Here is a 20,505-nt window from a genome sequence, read left to right as displayed (position 1 = left end):
AGAGGATGAGAAAACGAATTTTGAGCATTTGTCTCTCATTTTGCATGGTATTTACCATGATGCCATTTTCGGCAATGGCACAAGCAAATACAGGGGTGAGCGGAGAGATTATTTCATTTGCTCCACTTACCGAAACCGAAAAAGCGGTAAAGACGGGAACAACTATAAAGAACTTAGAATTACCTCAAAAACTGACGGCGACGGTTCAAACAGCCGTGAACGACAATGGCAAGGAATCGGAAGAGCCTACGCCGGAGTCAGAGCAACCTGCGTCGAGTTCGGAAGAATCTAAACCGGAAGCAGAGCAACCTGCGTCGAGTTCGGAAGAGTCTAAACCGGAAGCAGAGCAACCTGCGTCGAGTTCGGAAGAGTCTAAACCGGATACAGAGCAGCCTGCGTCGAGTTCGGAAGAGTCTAAACCGGATACAGAGCAATCTGCGCCAAGTTCGGAAGAACCGAAGCAAGACACAAAGGGTGTAACAGAAAGTATTTCCAGCCCTGTTTTAGAAGCAAGCGGCAGTGAACTGCAGGGAAAAGAGGAAAAAAACACCACCCAGTGGGAATTGAAAACGGTTGAGGTTCCAGTTACATGGGTTTCGGAGCCGGAATACGACAGCAATACAGAGGGTGTTTACGTATTTACGCCGGTAATAGAAGGCTATACGGTGAGCGCCGATCTGCCTGAGATTACTGTGACGGTGGGTACGCAGCCCCTGATGATGGCTCTGCGAGTGGGCACGCCCACTACCTACGGCGACCTTTCTGTCAGCGTAGATGAAGATGGCGCGGCGCCAATATATGAAAACGGCGTGCTGACATTCGGCACGGCGGGGGAATATACCGTTGCTATGGCGGATGAAAAGACTTCCACCTCCAACGTGATTAAAGTCACCGCCGATGGTGTCAAGCTGAACCTTGACGGCGTAAACATTACTGCACCGCAAGGTGCCGGGAGTGATAACGGTGCGGCTGCCTTGACCGTGACAACCGGCACAGTAACCTTGAATGTTATTGTGGACAGCTCTCTGACTGGCGGTGTCGCAGGATCAGAAACCGACCCTGATGCGAACTACGGTGCAATGGGCGGCTGCGGCATCAGCGGGAATATTGCCGTCACAGGCACGGCAACGCTTACCGTGACCGGCGGTACAAGTGGTCAAGGTATGAGCTTGTGCGGTATGGGCATCATTGGCAATGTGAATGTCTCCGGTGAGGCCACCCTTATCGCCAGAAGCGGCAGCGGTAATGGGGGTATTGCCATCAGCTCCGCCACCCAATACGGCGGAGGCACAATTACCGTGGGTGATGGCTATACGGTCAAGGCTGGAAAAGATGCTGCCAGCGCGACAGCATTTACAGGGACTTCAACCAATTTACAGTATGTCGCTATAGAACCCATTATTTTCACCGTTGCTGAGAATACGGCGCTCGAGATTAAGGTTCTACCTATTTATGGGGACCCTCAAGTGGATAATATGGTTGCTTCGCAAGGGTTTACACAACCAACAGATGGAAGCAAAACTGCAAACTTATACTGGGATTCAGCGAAAACCCAATTAATCCCATATGGGGATAATTCTTTCGGAATTGGATCTAATACTCTGGAGAAAATTTACTTTTATGCAACAGAAACGGGAACTTATATATTTACTGCCACGTTTATAGATGATAATGACAAAAGCAGTAATTATACTATTAAAGTAAAGGTTACCGGAGACACTCCGCCTGACTCTCTCCCCACGGCGGAGGAGTACGCGTCGGCTTCTCCGGCGGCGGCTTCCGATACCGACTATGTGCTCGATTCCGTTAAAAAGACCCTCACCATCAAAACCGCAAAGGGTGCGGCGTTCTGGTCGGCGAACGGCAAGAATTATCTTGACTACACGATCCTTCTTGCCAAGGACATCAACGTGTCTGCTTTCCAGTGGACGCCGGTGGGAACAAGAGATGGCTCTTTTTCCGGCAGCTTCAACGGACAGGGGCATACCATTAGCAGCCTTACAATAAATACTACAGACGTAAAATACGCCGGACTGTTCGGCTATGCAAGCGGTGCGACCATCAAAAACCTTACAGTTTCGGGCAGCGTGACGGCAAGCTACATGTGGGGCGAGTGCTCCGCTGGCGGAATTGTCGGCTTCAATGACAGCACCATTGCCAACTGCGCCAACTACGCCGCCGTTTCGGTAAGTACCATCGGAAGCTCCGTTTATGCGAATGTCTCAGGCGGGGGGATTGCCGCTCTAAATAGTGGCACAATCGAAAACTGCCAGAACAGCGGTGATGTTACCGCTGCGAACAACTCAACAAACGCGAACCCGGGCGGTGCCTATGCCGGCGGTATCTGCGCATCAAACAACAACAAAAGCATTACCAACAGCTACAACATTGGAACTTCTTCTGCGACCAGCAAAGTCGAAGCTCTAACCGGAGGCATCTGCGCCCAAAACTACGAAACCATAACGAATTGCTATTCCACAAATGGATACAATGTCATAAATAACTTTTATGGCTTCGCCACTACCACCGGCTGCGGAACCTTTTCGGATAACGGCGGTGTGCTGACGGCGGGCACCGCCGATAACTGCAGCAGTGACCAGACCCTTTCCTATGGAAACGACCTTCTCGCCGCCCTCAACGCCTGGGTTGGCGCCAAAGCCAGCGGTGACTACTACACATGGCAAGCCGACAGCACAAGCGACCCGGTAAACAAGGGTTACCCCGTGTTCGGTGAAAAGTGGGAAGTGCCCGTTACGGAATATGACGTTTGGGTAGGTAATGTTCAAGTAACCAGTGCCAACTCCAATGGAATTACAGGGGATGGCATTACGGGTACGGTCACCTACAACCACGACACCAATACTCTCACATTAGACGGTGCTACGATTACCAGCGGTTATGAGATATGGTGGAATAAAAACAGTCCCGCCGGAATTTATGCAAAGGGTAATTTAAACTTAGAACTAAAAAATATTAATACGATTACCGGAATTAACCAGTCCGGCGTAATGCACAGCTACGCTGTATACAACAATGCGAACCTTACGATAATAGGTAACGGAACCTTAAATGGTACCGGCGGAGATACTGAATCTGGCGTCAGCTCCGGTTTGTATACCACAAATGACCTTAGCATTCAAGACAATGCTACCGTTAATATTAAAAGCGGGAATACAATATCTGGGAACTGCATTGGTGCTAAGGTCTTCGGAGTGCTTACCATTCAAGGGAGCGCCTCCCTGAACGCCACCGGCGGTAAAACAGGAAATAATGGGCTAAGTGTCGGTGTGACCGCCAGCAATGGCATCAAAGTGAAAGACAGTGCCAGCCTAGCCGCCACCAGCGGCATATCAAGTAATGGTAGCTACGGTATTCGTTACTCTAATATTGAGATATCCGGCGGGACTGTGACGGCCAGTACCACCGATAATGGCGGCGCAAAGGAGTCTGGCGCCATGGATAAAACGCCAAATTTAAATTCTTACACGCCTGCACCTGTAGTTATGGCAAGCAATCTTGGGAGCGGTATGAATGCCATAAGGACTACGCTGAACGATATTAATATTAAGACCTTCAAATATATTCGCATTGAACCATCTTCTATTCCCACGGCGGCGGAGTACGCGTCGGCTTCTCCGGCGGCGGCTTCCAATACCGACTATGTGCTGGACTCCGATAAAAAGACCCTCGCAATCAACACTGCCAAGGGTGCGGCATTCTGGTCGGCTAGCGGCAAGAATTATCTTGACTACACCGTCCTCCTCGCCGATGACATTGATGTGTCTAACTTTCTGTGGACACCGGTGGGAACAGGCACAGACTCTTTTACCGGCAGCTTTAACGGACAGGGGCATACCATCACAGGGCTGACGGTGGATATTTACAAGGGTAATGAAGCAGTCTATGCCGGGTTGTTTGGCATGACCAGCGGTTCCATTAAAAACGTAGGGTTGGCGAAGGCGTCAATCGTCGTTTCCAACACCTCTACTGACTCTAAGCAGGTGTTTGCCGGTGGTCTGGCAGGCGAAGCATTCGATGGGGCCATCACGAACTGCTTTGTCATGGGAGGCACCGTGAGCGCCAGCAGCGGCTATGGTTCCTACGCCGGAGGGCTGGTGGGCTTTGCCAGCGACGACATCACTGTCAGCAATTGCTACAGTACCTCCAGCGTCACCACCAGTGGCACAGGCGGCCATTCCGGCGGTGTGGCAGGCTGTATAGGCGCTGGCACAATCAAGGATTGCTATTATTTGAACAGCGGTACAGGTATGCCGGAAAAGGGCGTTGGCCGTGTGTACCCCAATTGCGAACCTGTCATCACAGGCTGCGGCACGATTGGCAGCAACAATAGCACACTGGCGGCGGGCACGGAGGAGCAGTTTACCTCTCAGCAGACCCTTGCCTATGGCACCCTCTTTACCGCCCTCAAGGGATGGGTGGACGCCAAAGCCAGCGGTGACTACTACACATGGCAAGACGATACAGGGAGCATAAACGGCGGCTACCCAGTATTCGACGCGCTGTGGGGTACGACCACCCCGGTTTTCGACGATTGCTTCAAAAACATCAAAACGAAAAAGCCTGCCGACCCCGGTAGTCATATGGATGAATACCACTACGACTTTGACGGCTGGTATACCGAGCAGAATGGCGATGGTACGAAATTGGGCGACAACGACGATGGCACCGCCGGTACCCGCTATTACGCCAAGTGGATCAAGAACGGCAAAACCGTTCGCACTACGGCGCTGGATTTGACGGATATCAGCGAGTCCAACCTCTACCGCTCAACCAAAAGCGGTGACGTATACACCAATGCCACTGAGGGCTGGACATGGTACGCCGCCAAAACCACAGTGGGAAGCAATACCTACGCCGCCAACACCCTTGTCCTCTCCGGCCTGAACATCAACACCGCCGCTACCGCCACCGCTCTGAAGGTTCCTGGCGGCACAACCATTGTGCTCACGGAGGGTACCATAAACTCCGCAAGTAGCGGCTATACCAGCTCGGACAGTGAATCTGTATATACCTATGGCGTTTATGGTGCTGGTGCCCTGAACATAAAAGGCGGCGGCACGCTCAGCGCCTTTGCCGGCACAGCAGCATACACCAAAAGCAACAATTCCTATGGAGGCTTCAGCCACGGTATTTACAGTGCCGGGGCGCTCAACATCACCGAAGGCATAATCTCTGCCAAAGGCGGTTTCGGTGGGTCAACAGGCGCTGAAAATAAAAGCTACGGTATCTATTCCAATTCAACCATCGACATCAGCGGCGGCACCGTCACCGGCAACGGCGGCGGAGGAAAGGCTGAAAGCGCTGGCATCGCAGCCAAAGGTGATATTAAAATTACCGGAGGTGTCGTTGCGGGTCAAGGAGGAGCGGTAAATCTCCGTCCAAGTATAGGTATCATCGCGCAAACAGCGAAAATATCCGTCACCGGCGGCACGGTTTCCGCCACAGGCGGTGCGTCGACTGGTGCTAATGACTCGTGTGCCAGCGTCGGTGTTTTCGCTGATAAGGTGGAAATCTCCCAAGGAACTGTCACCGCCATCGGCGGCAATGTAGCCGGTGGCAACGAGAGCTGCGGCATCTCAGCCAAAAGTTCGGTTGCTGTTACCGGCGGAAGGGTTACCGCTAAAAATGGTGCAGCAGAGGTGCTTTCTGCGGCGATAAATGTGTACCAAGGTACACTCACCGTTGGCGGCACCGAAAAACTTGCCACTATTGAAAATGCCACAGACGGCACAAACGCGATTACAAGCAGCAGCGGCAGCATTGCGAGCACAAAGCTCGTCATGTCCGGCAGCGATGCCGTGAAAGTCAGCTTCGCCACTTATGCCATCACCGCGAATGCCGCCACCAATGGCAGCTACACCGTGAAGGTGGATGGCAGCGCGGTAACCTCGGCACAATCCGACGAAAAAGTCGTCGTCACCCCCACCGCAAGCAGCGGCTATGAGTTGGACACCATTTCGGTTTATAAAACTGGTGAAGCAAACGCATCGGTGGCGGTCAGCAACAACACCTTCACCATGCCCGCTTATGCGGTAACAATCGACGTAACCTTTAAGGCGGCAATCACTTCTCTTGATTTGAACAGCGTAGGCTGTAACGTAGCTACCGGAAAGCTCACCGGCACGACGGCAAATATGGAATACAGCCTGGATGGCGGCAGTACCTGGAAACCTTGCACACAAGGAGAAACTACAAACCTAACGTTTACGGCAGGCACGGTAAAGGTTCGACAAAAAGACAAAACAACCAACGAACGCACCGTTGCAACCATTGCAGCTCCAGCAGCATCCACCACACCAACACTGGATAGCAAAACTGCTAACACTGTGACGCTCCATGCGATTGCGGGCTATGAATATTCGAAAGACGGCGGTACTACCTGGCAAACCAGCAATGTCTTTTCTGGCTTAGCGGCAAACACAGCATACCGTTTTGTAGCCCGTATGAAGGCAACGGTAAGTACACTCGCCGGTACTGTAAGCACCGAGTTTAGCGTTACTACCGATCAAAGCTCTTCCAGTGATAAGAGCAGCAATTCTTCCAGCAGTGGCTCTACGGCTCCCAGCAACAAACCAACAGAGCCCGTTACCGGTGAAACCGCAAACAAAGCTGTGGTAGACGGTAGTGGAACCGCTAGTGTTCGCCTTACAGACCAAAATATTGCAGATGCAATTGCAAATGCGAAGGAAGAAGCGGCTAAAAAAGGGTTGAATGCCGGTGAAATAACCGTAAAGATTAACGTTTCAGCAGATAACGCAACAGCAACCAATTTCTCTGTTAATCTGCCGAAAACCACCCAGCAGCAGGTAATTAGTAATAAGGTTGCCGGGATTGAACTGGCTATTGACCGGCCAGACCTTACGTTGGGCATTAATTTGGCAGCGGTCACCGAAATCAATCGTCAGGCAAATGCAGATGTTCAGCTTACCGTAATAAAAACAGATGCAACAAGGCTAAGCCCCGCTGCCAAAAACACTATTGGAAGCCGACCAACATTTGATTTTAAGGCAAGCTACGAGAATGGAAGCAAGCAGGTAACAGGCTTTGGGAACGGTATGGTTTATGTAAGCGTACCTTACACTCCGGCGAGCAATGAGGCCGTAGGGTACTTGTATATGACCTATGTGGACGGCAGCGGAAATGCGGTTCGTGTTCCCGGTTCGGCTTACGATGTAAACAGCAAGAGTCTGATTTTTGTAACCAATCATTTCTCTGTTTATGGTGTAGGATATACAACTCCCCCTGCTAAGTTTACAGACATTAATAGCCATTGGGCAAAGGAAAGCATTGATTATGCAGTTGGGCGCGGCCTGTTTGGCGGCAGAGCAAATGCAAAGTTTGCACCCGATACCGCCATTACCAGGGGAGACCTGGTTACCGCACTCGGAAAGCTTGCCGGTGTAAATGTAAGTTCCTACACCAAGAGCAGCTTTACCGATGTAAAACCCGGCTCCTACTATACACCTTACCTTGAGTGGGCTTACAGCAAGGGCATTCTTACGGGAAATGCCAATAACAAGATTGCTCCCGAAAGAGCAGTCACACGTGAAGAAATTGCGGTGATTCTGCAAAACTACATTCGAGTTACCGGTCGTGAATTACCGGCAGCCCGTAGTGCAGGGGCCTTTGCGGATGCTTCCAGCATCAGCAGCAAATATCAAGCAGCAGTCACAGCTATGCAGCAGGCGGGCATCCTCATGGGTAAACAGAACAATCTGTTTACTCCCAAAGCGAACGTAACCAGAGCTGAGGCTAGCGCGATGCTTCACCGTTACATCAAACTGACCATTGACCCGGCAACAGCGCAGGGATGGGCAAAAAATGATGCAGGTAAGTGGATGTTCTTTGATAACGGGAAACCCGTTACCGGAACAAAGGCGATTGATGGCCTTACCTATACCTTTGACGTATACGGAATAACAACCGATCTTCGAAGAAAAAAGTAAGAGATTGAATCGTCTAGAATATACCATATAAAGTAACACAAAGGGCCTGCCTTCTCTAGCGGAGGGCAGGCCCTTTGTGTTACTATAAGGGTACAAAATAAAACGTTACAGTGGGGGTGGCGGTGTGGTAGCCGAGTTTGCAGGTAAGCAAGATGTGGAAAGCTGGATGGCCTTGTTAGAGCTGGTAGAAGATTATTTTCCGGGCTTAGAGAAAGAAGAATACCGTAAAGGGCTGGAAGCAAGTATTTTACAAAATCAAGCATTGGTAGTAAAACAGGGCAAGATTGTAGTGGGTGCCTTGGCATTTTCAAAAAGCGAGAAGGAATTACTCTTTTTGGCGGTACACCCGCACTACCGCAAAATGGGGATTGCACAAAAGCTCATCCAAAAAGTGTTTTCGCTCTTTGAAGAGGGAACGCAGATAAGCGTTATTACTTATCGGGAAGATGACCCGCAGGGGCTTGCGGCAAGAAAGCTGTATCTTAGCTTGGGGTTTGAGTGCGGCGAATTGATAACCGTGTTTGATTACCCCTGCCAAAAATTGATTTATACTGTACAATAAAGATGAACTTATTTATTTAGATGCTATAACAACGAGAGAATTACAAAATAGGATGATTAAATCGAATGTTTATCGAGAACCCAAGTAGAACAGATGCATTAATAGAGCAGTTGACAGCCGTATGGGAGGCCTCTGTAAAAGCTACCCATACATTTTTAAGCGAAGAAGATATTTCTTCGCTAAAACCAATTGTTAAGAGCGCGCTGTTGCAAATAAAAGTATTGATTGTAGCTTATAAAATGAACCAGGCCGTAGGGTTTATGGGAATCGCGCAAGAGAAATTAGAGATGTTGTTTTTAGAACCTAATTGTATAGGTAAAGGCATAGGAAAAGCTTTTATAAGTAAGGCAAAGGAAGAATATTCGGTAAAATATGTAGATGTAAATGAACAAAACCCTCATGCGGTGGAATTCTACAAACATGCAGGCTTCACGGTGTTTGAACGCACCGAACGGGATGAACAGGGTAACACATTTCCAATTCTAAAAATGAAGAGAGTGGAGTAAGACATTCCTCCGGAATATCAAAAAGGATGATTGGTAGATTTCTGCTTTGCTCGTACTATTTTATGGATGAAGGGAGATATAAAGATGTTAAAAGCAATCCCCTCCCCAGAAGAGATGGCACAGTTAATTGGGGAAAACAGATTGCAGCTTTGGTACAAGCTGTTTGATTTGTAATAAGGATATGTAAGAAAAAAGAGCAGTCAAAAATATTGACTGCCCCACACAATGTTCAGGCTAAAATCCCAAATCTTCATCAATAAAGATTATTTCACACTTCATACTCATTGGTACTCGTTCAATGATTGAGATAATGCGACAAATTCGATTCGGGCTGTTGCAATCATAGCACTTATCTCCTTTGACCGCACACGGAGTTTTTGCTCCCAATCGTCGAGCATTCAAAGGTGCAGCTATATTTTTACAACGGGAATAAGCATCGCTGATATTCTCTGTTATTTTGTTTTTTCCTATTACGTAATAACAGATTTGTGGGCCAAAGGCAGTCATAGCAACACGATTTCCCGTTGCGTCAATATTCACGATTTCTCCAGTCTTCGTTATTGCGTTTGCACTTGTTATATAAATATCTGCACAGTTTGCAAGCTTTCGCACGGGATAGCCTGGAATCTTATTATGCCATACAACAACATTCTTTTGCTGCAAAACCTCAAACAAGTCCATTTCCTTCAAAGTTTCACTTCCGCCAAATCCAATGGTTTGATGTTGTAAAACATCGGCAAGATAACAGCAAGCCTCTTCCTTTGTTGAAAAAAGCTGTGTTGTAAATCCATGCCGCTCAAAATTTGTTCTTATCTGTAAATAATCCATAAACTTATCTCCCATGCAAAGCTTATATCTATAACGACTTTGTTTGTATCGTACCACAAAATATTCTGAATGGAAAGGATAACCACCTACATGATTTTCTAATTTAAGTATAAAACTATAAATATGAAAATGGACGGCAGTTAAGCCGTCCATTTTTTATTTATCATAGCGAAATGCCCGCAAGGTTGTTACAGCAATATTTAAAAGCAATGCAAATAATATAATTGCAAGCATAATAAGATTATAGGCTGGTAAAGTGTGCCCGAGTCTTTCGCTGTTTAATTGAAACATAGCATCAAAAATCACATTAAAATTTGGATTCACAATTTTATCGTTAGTGAAGAACAAAGTGGCGAGTACTCCGGTAAGAGTATTAGAAACTACTGTGGCTATGGCTAATTTTTTGCTGTAATGGCGTTCGGTAAGACGATATATCTCATAGGCAATGCCAATAATAACCCAGCTGATAATATAATACCATACCTCTTGAATATAGCTTTGATTAAATGCGGGAACCCAACCGGTACTTTCTGTATAGCCACCGATGAGATACGAAAAACCCAATAACAGAGTAGCTAGGGCTATGTGCCAAAAGATATTGATAATGGGCTGGTGTATTTTAATCTGCGCTCGCTTATCCGGTACAGGAGGGAGTTTTGATAAAAAGTCTCCTTCATTCAATTTAACCTTTTTGTGTTCCAAAATAGCAAATATCACGACAATCCAAACAAAGGCCTGCATGGCAGCGCTTACTGCTCCAGAGATAACCTCCGAGATAAGCTGTGATATTAAGGTAGGATCGTTTACATTATAAGATTGCAACCCAATAAAAGAGGAAATGAATACAGCGAGGGCAACTCCACCGGCAGCAATTGGCAGCACAATTTTTAATATTCTTTTGAACCAAAGAAAATAAATTCCGCTAATAAGAGCTTTATGTTCCTCTCCGCTGTATTTGACTGCAAGCTCCTCCGGTGAGCCGAGTTCAGTCAAAACAATGCGAATATTTTGATCAGTTGGTTCTGTTTCGCCGCATCGTGCATCAATCAGTTCGGAAATCATATTTTCCAATTCCATTTCTACTTCTGCTTGTAAATTTGTTGGCAAATTACAAGTAACGGCATAAATATATCGTTTGATTAAATCGTTCTTCATGAGTTTCCCTCCAGTATCTGGTTCATGTTTAGCACTGTATTATACCAGTGCTTTTTCAATTCAATTAGAACTTCTTTACCGAAGTTTGTAAGATTGTAATATTTACGTGGCTTAGCGCCTCCTGTGTTCCAAGAACTTTCTAATAGTCCTTGTCCCTCTAATCTTCGAAGCAAGGGATAAAGTGTATTTGCTTCGATAGATATTCCCGTATTCGTCAACTTTTCAATCAATCCGTAACCGTAAGTAGGCTCGCTTAAATTAGCAAGAACACAGAGGATGACGGTACCTCGGCGTAGTTCACCTAAAAAGCCATTGATTATTTCATTCTTATCCATAAGATTACCACCTTGTTACATTGTGTAATGTAATTGTATAGTGTGGCACACTATATGTCAACTGGTAAAATTTGAATATGGCTTACAAGCATGAAATAAGCTTGATGAAAGTATAAAAAAGATAAATATGCTGGATGAGGTACAAAGTTTTACGTATATCTAAAAACAGACAGATATACGGGCAAAATTTTTAACTCAAATTTATAAGCGAAGATTAAACAGAAGATAATGCCAACCGATGCTTTGTAATTGATAAATCCCCCCTCCAAATCGGTTACATTGGAGGGGGGATTTATCAATTCTATTTAATTAAATTAAGCTACCTGATGCATGCAGTATGTGCGTGCCGAAAGGGATAGGAACACCGGAATTTCAATCAATGCGAACGCCATGATGACATAGGGCGACCACAAACTAACGGAACCCAAATATACGAAATTGAATCAAAGTTTAGAACGCTCTGATGACCGTATCACTATCAAAATAAGTCCTTGTGCAACTGTAATATTATTGCCACATCACGATGCGGCAGGTATTGAATTTATGGTACACATTTACGACATTTCATGGGTCGTAATGCGTTTTTATTTTTGTTTGTGTGCTGTAATAATCGTGTAGCTGTGAGCATTTACGGTTATTATACTCCCGGCCACGGTAATGTACCAGTTCTTGCCCTTTCGCGTAATTTGGGCATTAGCGGCTTTTATTTTTTCTTTGCACCAACCAACTACATCCTCTGTGTTCAAACACAGATTTTTCTGAATGCGTTGTGCTCCCATCTCTGTCGTATGCAGTTGTTCTAAGTTTAAAAGCAGCAGTTCGGTTTTATAGAAATCATCAAAAAAATCCTGTGGTTCTGTGGGCTCTATGTTACTTAGTTCCTCAGTAATGAGTGCTTTAGATATCTCCATTGCTTTTAACCGGTTTTTTAGAAGAGTGTGCTGTGATTTTCCCTCTGGGAAATTCTCTTGTGCCTTTTCGCATTTGTGAATAATCGAATTGATGGCGCGGAGTGCCTCATTTAATTCTTCAGTGGTAAACTGTTTCATATCGTTGCCCTCACTGGTTTATATGACTTAATCCCCCATATCTTTAGCTTTCATTTGATCCAATTCTTTTTGTAGATTTTTTTTATACTTTTCACGGCCAGAAATCCAATCCCCGAGCATAAATGAAATAAGTAAAAGAAATGGAAAAAAAGCTTCTCTGCCAAAGGGTAGAAGTCCGCTTGAAAAAATATAAATAGTTGCAATGATTAGTATAAAAGGGATTATTCCACCCCATATTGGATTTTTTAGTTTTGAACTAAGAAAATACTCTACCGCCATCAAGATTGCGGCAACGCCTAAGCTAATAACCAGTTCCATCATTCTTTCCCCTTTTCTTTTTTATATTTTTCTATGATTATTTTTGCAGTTTCCAAATCAATTCGAGAATCAACGGCTAAGCCTTTAATAAAGGTTTGAAATGGCTCTTCTTCCTGTTGATCTCCTATCTCTATTTTTTGAATCAGCTTATCTAACCGTAATCGAACGGTAGGGTAAGATACATTATATAATTTTGCAATATCTTTTAAGGAACCAGATTTTAATACGAAATTTTTAAGAAAGGCAGCATCTTCTAATTCGAGAGAAAGCAGCCAAAGAGGGATCTTATTAATATCCATTTAAGTTTTCCTTTCATAATAACTTTAATATAATTTATTATATACTAAATTATATTAAAGTCAATATTAAAATAGTATTGTATATATACCAACAATTCCATATTAAGCACAGACTTTTTGCTACGAAAGGAAAGGTACTACAAATATGAACTTTGATCCAACCTTCAAACTCAACAGTTAGGAGCAGCCATGTGAGAAAATGACTGCTCCTTTTTGCTTTATTGATTATTGTGTATGGATAAATAGAAGCCCCATATTTTCGGTATAAGCAAAGCTATTTTGTCTAAGCTTGTTTTAGTTTTGGGTTTAAAATAGGGTTACTCAATCACTCCGTCTCGAACAGTAATGATACGGCTGCTGCTCTTCGCAGCCTCTGGCGAATGTGTCACCATAATAATTGTTTGCCCGTTTTCCCGGTTAATATCATAAAGCAGGCGCATGATTCCAGCTCCTGCTTTACTATCCAGATTCCCGGTAGGTTCATCTGCAAATAGAATTTCAGGATTTGTAATCAGTGCGCGGGCGATTGCTACACGCTGCTGCTGACCGCCAGAGAGTTCGCGGGGAGTATGCGTACGCCGATCTGATAAACCCACTACTTCTAAAATGTGGCGTAACGGATTCTGGTAATCCCTCATTTTTTTACCGTCTAAAAGCAAGGGGAGCATGATGTTTTCTTCTACATTGAGGTTTGGAATCAGATTATAGAACTGAAATACAAACCCTATTTTTTGCCGTCGAAATCGGCTCATGTTTTCATCTGTGAAATGAGAGATATCTATTCCGTTCAAGTGAACCGAGCCTTTGGTTGGGGCATCTAACCCTCCTAAAATATAAAGAAGAGTGCTTTTTCCGCAGCCGGACGGTCCCATAATGGATACGAATTCTCCCTGCATCACCTGCACAGATATGTCTTTTAATACGTTGGTTGTGGTATTCCCAAGCTGAAAGTCTTTTATAATATGTTTGCCTTCAACAGCAATGGAACTGGTTAATGGTGTCACCGATAAACCCTCCAATTAATTACGATTCAAATTTGATTTCTTCTACTAATTTCATTTTACGGCTTTTTACAATGGGAACAATAGATCCTAGCAACGTGACCAGTATTCCCATAGCCCCGGCAACGAGGAATGTCTCGGCATGAAGCTCCGGTATCATAGAGATTTTAGGTCCGGCGACTCGAAAGATTGTTTGTATTTCCATATAGGAAATACAAATGGAGATTGTTGCGCCAATCAGACCAGAGGTAAATCCTTCTATTAATGTCATTTTTACAGTTTGCCGGTTGCTGAGTCCAACAGACTTATACATAGCAGTTACGCGCCTTTTTTGCATATAGTGAATCAGAAGATTATTGATAACTCCCACCGTCGCCAGTAGCAAAATAAAGTAGGTCATACTATGCATGGGCTGCAAAAAGGCACCTACAGTAGAAAGAGCATCGGTATTAAATTCCTGCACGGTTCGGCTCCAGTTTGGAGTATCTCCGAATAGATTACGGATTTGCACCATAATTGCATCGGGGTCAGCGGCGGTGTAGGCTAAAAATCCGTAGTCTACCTTACCAAAATCCATAGTTGCGTAGGATGATGGAATTACGGCTTCCACATCTGTTGCGCGGGACTTAAAACTGCCGACTATTACATAGGAATTAGAGCCGCTTTTGTTTGAGACGATAAGCGTTTCACCTATGGAAACTCCCATGCGTTTGATACAGCTTTCACTTAGAATGATGGAGCGTTCGGATGCAAACGCAGCATCGGACTGCTTTTCCATCCCGTTTTTTGTGTAGTGGAGTGCAAGCATAGAACGATACCACTCTAAATTGTCCGTTGCCTCTAATCTTGAAAAAGTCATTCCGTTGCCTTGTGTATTATTTTTAAATACATAGAGGGGAAGCACCTTCTCAATGCCATCCATCTTTTTTACTTGCTCTACAAATTCCGGCTTTATTTGTCCGTCAGCAAAGCCTTGCAGCTCTGCACCCTTAAATACATCACTAATATAAGTGGTTACAAAATTCCCAACAATGCTGATCGAAATCACGGCGGAAATGCTGATGAAAAGCAATGTAATATTTTGTGCCGTGCTTTTGTTGTTCTTCATATTCCGAGCAGCAAGTTTGCCTTCATTTTTCAAAATCAGGCCATACAGGTGCTCCAGCCCTACGGAAGCCAGATTGGTTATGAGTGGAATGAGAAGTATTGTCGAAGCAATCATCCCTAATAAAGAAACCCCACCCGCCAAATATAGCAATTTCCCCGAAGCGGCCTGCGGTAAAAGTGCAGAAATTAGAAACAAAACGATTCCAAATACAACAATAAAGCGGCGGGGGATGCGCTTTTCTTCAACCGTTCCCAAAACAACCTCTTTAATGGGCAGGCGGCTTGCCCGGCGCACGGGGAACCACGCACTTAGCAAAGAAACGGTAACCGCCATTGTAAAGGAAGCGATGATGCTTAGCGGTGTAATTACGATGGGAATTTCAATCCCTTGCGAGAAAGATTGTCCCATTCCCTGTAAAATGAATTTCAGCACAACTATTCCGATAGGAATACCAATGAATCCACCCATGCAGCCATACAACAAGCTTTCCCAAAGAAGAATACGGGTTACTGCCTTTTGCGTAGCCCCAATGCTGCGAAAGGTACCAATTACCGGTAAGCGGTCTAATGTGATTACCTTATAGCTGCTGTAAATGATAAAAATACTAATGGTAAGGGAGAAAAAGCTGATTAAGAAGAATGGCATCGACTTTTGTCTTGCATCTGCGGTAAGCTGATCTTCGTTGATGATTTTAGAAATCTGATACCCACTGGAAGGAAGCTTTGCATTCAGTTCCTTTACCAAATCACTCGTGGAGACCCCCTCGGCTGGTTTTAGAAATACCTTGCTGAATCCGTCTGTTTGCCCTAAAAGCTTTGCTAATGTTGAGAGCGGTAAAAGGGCAGTTGCACCCCTTGTGTGCCGTAAAAAAACAGTATCATAAGCGGCAATCTCCGCTACGGTGAAATTAATAAGATTTCCTTTGATTTGCAGGGAAATGGTGTCGCCTTTGTGAATCCCATATTTTGATGTAAAACGGTCGGGCAGTATGATTTTGTTGCCGGAAAAGTCCGTAATGTTACCATTACCTAATAAACGTGGCGAATTGATTTGGTCTAACTGGGAATGGTCGCAAGCAATCAGGTCAATTGCTTCGTAATATCCTTTTTCGTGATATAACGAGCTTTGCTCCAGCATACCAACACTCGCCCCAATAGAGGGTAAGTTTGGAATGGCTCGAATATCAATGTAATTACCATTCCCTGTGGCGGTGACGGAAATAGTTGCACTTCCTGCCATGCCACGCGCCATCTTCCGCTGGGCACTCTCATAAGATGTACCAATGGAAAATGACACAAACATCAATGTGGTGGAAAGAAGAATGGAGAGCAGCATAACAGCGGTTCTTGTTTTGTGTTCTTTTAGATTTGTTAGAATGTATTTTAATATAATTTTCAAAGAAACACCTACTTTCTTGTTGCATTAAAAATGGTGATATACAATGCCGTTTTAAAACACTTAAAATGCCTGCAATGAGGTAGCTATAAATTAAAATAAGGTTGGCAGTCATCATATAAAAATGATACACTGCCAACCTTAATCTACTTTTTAGGGAAGCTTAATAAACCTTAATTTATGGGGAATTGCATCTGAAAAGTGGTTCCTCTACCCGGTATACTAGTTACAGAAATTGCGCCCGTGTGAAGCTCTACAATTCTTTTGGTAATAGCAAGCCCTAATCCCGTTCCCTCAGGTTTGTGCTCCGTATTGGTTCCTCGGTAGTAACGCTCAAAGAGTGATTCTGTTTCTTCTGCTGTCATTCCATTTCCGTTATCAGACACAATTAGTTGCAGTATAGAATCTGAACTGGTTATTTGCAGAGAAACCTCTGTGTTTTCATCTCCATGCACAAAAGCATTGATAATTAAATTCTGAAACGCCCTTGTAAAAAGCGTTTGATCAAAGGAATACAAAATGCTTTTTTCATTCGCTTCAAAGTGAATGGTACGGTTCTCATATGCAGGGGTATTTAACATATCGATTACCAATTCCTTTAAAAAACGGATAATGTTTTGCTCTTGTATGTTTAAGGGAATTAGGCCGTTCTTTAATTGATACGTTAATTTTAAATCGTCAATCAGTTTTTCCATAAAGGCCGTATTCTTGAGTATTACCTTCGCATAGCGCTGGCATTGTTCCTCAGTTTTGCTTCCCTTTTCCTGCAATAATTCAGCGTAACCCTTTATAGGCGATAAGGGTGTTTTTAAATCATGAGTGATGTTCGAAATCCATTCTTCGCGCATTTGTTCTGTTTGTTCTCGCAGTTTGTCACTAGCTTTTATTTCTTCATTTAAAGTGTTTAAACTATTATATACATCACCGAAAGCGCCTTGAGCCTCAATCGGAAAGTAACTGCGTGCGGCTATCTCTTTCATGCACACTGTTAAGCGGCTCATAACCCGTGTTGCCCAAAATCCATACAGAATACCTGAAACGAGCACGACGATTAAGAGGGCTCCCGCTATATAGAGGATAATAGTTTTCCCACCTGTAAATCTCTCTCCATTTAAATACATGGTCGTTTTTGAGATTTTAACAGGGAAATGGAGGAGATATATATAATCATTACCGCGATTCGTAATGGTTCCAACCATTAACGTAGTATTGTTATTTTCGAATTGACTTGTTTGGTAAAGATGCAGCAGCTCAATATTAGAAAAAGAGGAGTTTGCGTGTATTGGCTTCTGATAGCTGTATATTTCGTGTCCGGTACTATCTAAAACTTGCAGGCCAATGCCGTTTTCTTGCAATCGTTCAATGCCCGCCTGCTTTATTTGTACGTTATCATCCTCAAATAAAAATTGCGTGCTAAAATCTTGCGTGAATGATTTCGGCCAATCGCTTTTTGTTAAGGTGCCATTGGGTGTTCTTACGGTTATTAAGAAATAAAAAAGGATAATAGCCGCTATCATTGCTCCAAGCAATGAGAGAAAGAAAATGAAATAAACGTGGAAAATAGTACGAAAGCCAGATTTCTTCATTTAATCAGCCCTTTTCTTCAACTTATACCCTAAGCCTTTCACCGTAATAAGCTGTTGGGGAGCGGATGGCGTTTCTTCTGTTTTTTCGCGAATGTGGCGAATATGAACCATAATGGTATTATCGCAAATGCTGCTGTATTCTCCCCATACCTGCTCATATAAACGTTCTTTGCTGATTATTTTATCGGCATTCTCCATGAAATAAGACAATAAAAGAAATTCCCGACCAGTAAGGGCAACTTCTTGCCCATCTTTATAAATTCGGCAACTATCCCGATTTAAAGAAAGAGAGCCAACATTCAGAACTGTGTTTGTGCTTGAGTCAGCGGATAATTGGTATTGCTGGCGGCGAAGCTGCGCTTTAATACGATATACCACTTCTCGCGGGCTGAATGGTTTGGTAATGTAATCGTCCCCTCCGCTGGAAAGGCCAAGTATCTTATCAATATCATCATTTTTAGAGGAAAGGAAGAGAATCGAGCAGTAAGAAAACTCCCGGATCTTTTTGCAAACCTCAAAGCCGTCAAGGTCTGGGAGCATAACATCGAGCACAACGACATCGGGCTGAAACTCCCGACATATTTGCAACGCCTCGAGCCCCGTAGAAGCTGTTTGAATCGACTGAAAACCGTCTTGCTGCAAGACTTCTTGTATTAAATGGACGATATCTGTTTCGTCATCTACCAATAAGATTTTACTTGTCATTTTTTTCACCCGCTGTCTGTTTTAGCTGCTGTTAAAAGACTTTTACATTTATGTGTGTGCAAAAATAAGTTATAATAATCTGGTACTGCTGAAAATTATAACACGGTTACATGTAAATATATCTTTTAGTATATATGCCGAATCCAATAAAAACAAGGGAGCACATCTTCTTTAAGAGTTACTTAAGCGTTGTAGCATCCACGCGGCATGGAGTAGGGTTATGTATGCAAGCAAGACTCAGCAAACTGCGCGGCTTTTTTTAAATCATCAGAATTAGGCCGGCCTGTACGCAAAAACATATAATGCCCGGGGCAATGATATTCATGTTCAGATACAGAAAGTCCTTGCTCTTGAAGATATCTTTTCGTCTTTTCATATGCGGATCTCACAATAGCCGCGGTACTAAAAACAACTACCGTTTTGATATTTTCTGGGTGTAGAGTAGAGATATATTCCTTTAGTTCAGGGTCAATGTCAAAAGCATATATGCCTGTTCCTAAAAACAGAATGTCTACTTTGCCCTGTATCGGCTCATGGATTGACTTTGCGGGTACACCTGCTTGTTTGGCAATCGCAGTTGCAACCTTTTTTGTATTACCTGATTTCGAATAATAACGGACTTCAATATTCATAAATAGTCCTCCTTTGAGCGATTTATTTAACGATTAGCGGAACAAGTCTACCAATAATCGACTTTATGATAATGCACCCTGCAACTACCAAAAGTGCAATCTTGGGGTCATAAAGCAAAGGGATTTTCCATTTGAATAGTTGTGTTGCTGTTGTAAGCAGCGCAATGGTTCCAAAGAGGTACCCCATGATGGTAAGTGGGTGAGCAGGTGCATTGCGGATAAATATGCCGATGGTTGGCATAATGGTGCACATTGCGAATCCGATTGCGCCCAAAGTAATAACAGCCGCTCTCGGCCCATTGATGAATAATATTTGCTTGCCGGAAAGACCTGAATAAACAATCAGGCTGGTTATCAGCCACTCTGCTGCCAATATTCCAGTTGCTTTCACTATTTATCGCCTCTCATATAGGTTTTATTGAACATCGTAATGTGTCTCTCTAAAAAAGAGAAAGCCTCTTCCTGTTTTTCTGGCTGATTGTCATATTTGGATAACAGCAAATATAAGGGGGAATAGAACTGCAAAGCCATTATCATGGGGTCAGCATCAATATAAACTCCATCCTTGATTAAATGAGTGAACACACCCGAAATATAATCTAATCCATTGTCTATTATAATGTCACGAAAGAACTTGCTAGCCTCTGAGGTTCGATACTGCTCCATTGTCAACATTCTACGCAGTTGGGAACCATATTCACCGTTAAGATAGAATCGGAACATCGTTACGCTAATACGGAATAATTCCTCTCTTACATCACTTTCGCCTGAGAGAATATTGGTCATGCTTTCAGGTGGAATAAAAGTTGAAACTTCTTCTTGGTAACGACGCTCTGTGTCTTTGAGGATTGAACTGAATATATCTTGTTTTCCGCTATAATGCTTGTAAAGGGCACTTTCCCGTATTCCGATTTCCTTTGCTATATCACGAATGCCAACGCCATCATAACCCTTTTCAGAAAACAGTTTTAATGCCACTGTTAAAATAAGTTCTTTTGTATCCCGTGTCTCGTTTTTAGGCATGTTAACCTCCCAGTTATAATCATGGTGAGCATCTGC

The 20,505-nt window shown here is 44.0% G+C and carries 16 protein-coding genes; 3 read left to right on the top strand and 13 right to left on the bottom strand.

What is annotated here, in order from left to right:
- Positions 1–5: 5 nt before the first annotated feature.
- The 3 genes from E7L17_RS00765 to E7L17_RS00755 all read left to right on the top strand — a co-directional run bounded on the left by E7L17_RS00765 (position 6) and on the right by E7L17_RS00755 (position 9,035).
- On the top strand, positions 6–7,967 hold the full coding sequence (locus E7L17_RS00765; protein WP_316321356.1) for an S-layer homology domain-containing protein: 7,962 nt from the start codon (positions 6–8) through the stop codon (positions 7,965–7,967).
- A gap of 124 nt (positions 7,968–8,091) precedes the next feature.
- Positions 8,092–8,529 (top strand): GNAT family N-acetyltransferase, encoded by a 438-nt coding sequence (locus E7L17_RS00760; RefSeq protein ID WP_316321355.1) that lies wholly within the window; start codon positions 8,092–8,094, stop codon positions 8,527–8,529.
- Positions 8,530–8,594: 65 nt separating this feature from the next.
- On the top strand, positions 8,595–9,035 hold the full coding sequence (locus tag E7L17_RS00755; RefSeq protein ID WP_316321354.1) for a GNAT family N-acetyltransferase: 441 nt from the start codon (positions 8,595–8,597) through the stop codon (positions 9,033–9,035).
- 234 nt (positions 9,036–9,269) lie between these two features.
- Here E7L17_RS00755 and E7L17_RS00750 read toward each other — a convergent pair whose 3' ends face one another.
- The 13 genes from E7L17_RS00750 to E7L17_RS00690 all read right to left on the bottom strand — a co-directional run bounded on the left by E7L17_RS00750 (position 9,270) and on the right by E7L17_RS00690 (position 20,469).
- A complete protein-coding gene (locus E7L17_RS00750) occupies positions 9,270–10,016 on the bottom strand; it encodes a lactate utilization protein (protein ID WP_316321353.1) in 747 nt (248 codons plus the stop codon).
- 3 nt (positions 10,017–10,019) lie between these two features.
- Positions 10,020–11,018, bottom strand: coding sequence for a hypothetical protein (locus tag E7L17_RS00745; RefSeq protein ID WP_316321352.1), 999 nt, complete (start codon positions 11,016–11,018; stop codon positions 10,020–10,022).
- Positions 11,015–11,353: a PadR family transcriptional regulator gene (locus E7L17_RS00740; RefSeq protein WP_316321351.1), complete on the bottom strand. Its 339-nt coding sequence runs from the start codon at positions 11,351–11,353 to the stop codon at positions 11,015–11,017. Before E7L17_RS00740 ends, E7L17_RS00745 begins: the two co-directional genes overlap by 4 nt.
- Before the next feature lie 584 nt (positions 11,354–11,937).
- Positions 11,938–12,171 carry a DUF3781 domain-containing protein gene (locus E7L17_RS00735; protein ID WP_316321597.1) on the bottom strand — a complete coding sequence of 78 codons (234 nt, stop codon included), beginning with the start codon at positions 12,169–12,171 and terminating at the stop codon, positions 11,938–11,940.
- Positions 12,172–12,429: 258 nt separating this feature from the next.
- A complete protein-coding gene (locus E7L17_RS00730) occupies positions 12,430–12,723 on the bottom strand; it encodes a hypothetical protein (RefSeq protein WP_316321350.1) in 294 nt (97 codons plus the stop codon).
- The gene (locus E7L17_RS00725) at positions 12,720–13,019 is read right to left on the bottom strand and encodes a DUF2089 family protein (RefSeq protein ID WP_316321349.1); all 300 of its coding nucleotides are present in this window, start codon (positions 13,017–13,019) and stop codon (positions 12,720–12,722) included. The genes E7L17_RS00730 and E7L17_RS00725 overlap by 4 nt, the downstream gene beginning before the upstream one ends.
- A gap of 317 nt (positions 13,020–13,336) precedes the next feature.
- The gene (locus E7L17_RS00720) at positions 13,337–14,023 is read right to left on the bottom strand and encodes an ABC transporter ATP-binding protein (protein ID WP_316321348.1); all 687 of its coding nucleotides are present in this window, start codon (positions 14,021–14,023) and stop codon (positions 13,337–13,339) included.
- Positions 14,024–14,042: 19 nt separating this feature from the next.
- Entirely contained in the window at positions 14,043–16,526 is a 2,484-nt protein-coding gene (locus tag E7L17_RS00715) for an ABC transporter permease (protein ID WP_316321347.1), read from the bottom strand.
- A 170-nt stretch (positions 16,527–16,696) separates the two neighbouring features.
- A complete protein-coding gene (locus E7L17_RS00710) occupies positions 16,697–18,109 on the bottom strand; it encodes a HAMP domain-containing sensor histidine kinase (RefSeq protein WP_316321346.1) in 1,413 nt (470 codons plus the stop codon).
- A complete protein-coding gene (locus E7L17_RS00705; protein ID WP_316321345.1) occupies positions 18,110–18,814 on the bottom strand; it encodes a response regulator transcription factor in 705 nt (234 codons plus the stop codon).
- Between the two features lie 218 nt (positions 18,815–19,032).
- Entirely contained in the window at positions 19,033–19,446 is a 414-nt protein-coding gene (locus E7L17_RS00700) for a flavodoxin family protein (RefSeq protein ID WP_316321344.1), read from the bottom strand.
- Between the two features lie 22 nt (positions 19,447–19,468).
- Positions 19,469–19,837: a hypothetical protein gene (locus E7L17_RS00695; protein WP_316321343.1), complete on the bottom strand. Its 369-nt coding sequence runs from the start codon at positions 19,835–19,837 to the stop codon at positions 19,469–19,471.
- On the bottom strand, positions 19,837–20,469 hold the full coding sequence (locus tag E7L17_RS00690) for a TetR/AcrR family transcriptional regulator (RefSeq protein WP_316321342.1): 633 nt from the start codon (positions 20,467–20,469) through the stop codon (positions 19,837–19,839). Before E7L17_RS00690 ends, E7L17_RS00695 begins: the two co-directional genes overlap by 1 nt.
- Positions 20,470–20,505: the final 36 nt, after the last annotated feature.

It is taken from the genome of Clostridium sp., assembly GCF_032576335.1.
GTDB lineage: Bacteria > Bacillota > Clostridia > Oscillospirales > Acutalibacteraceae > Faecalispora.
This window is presented reverse-complemented; position numbering and strand designations above follow the sequence as displayed.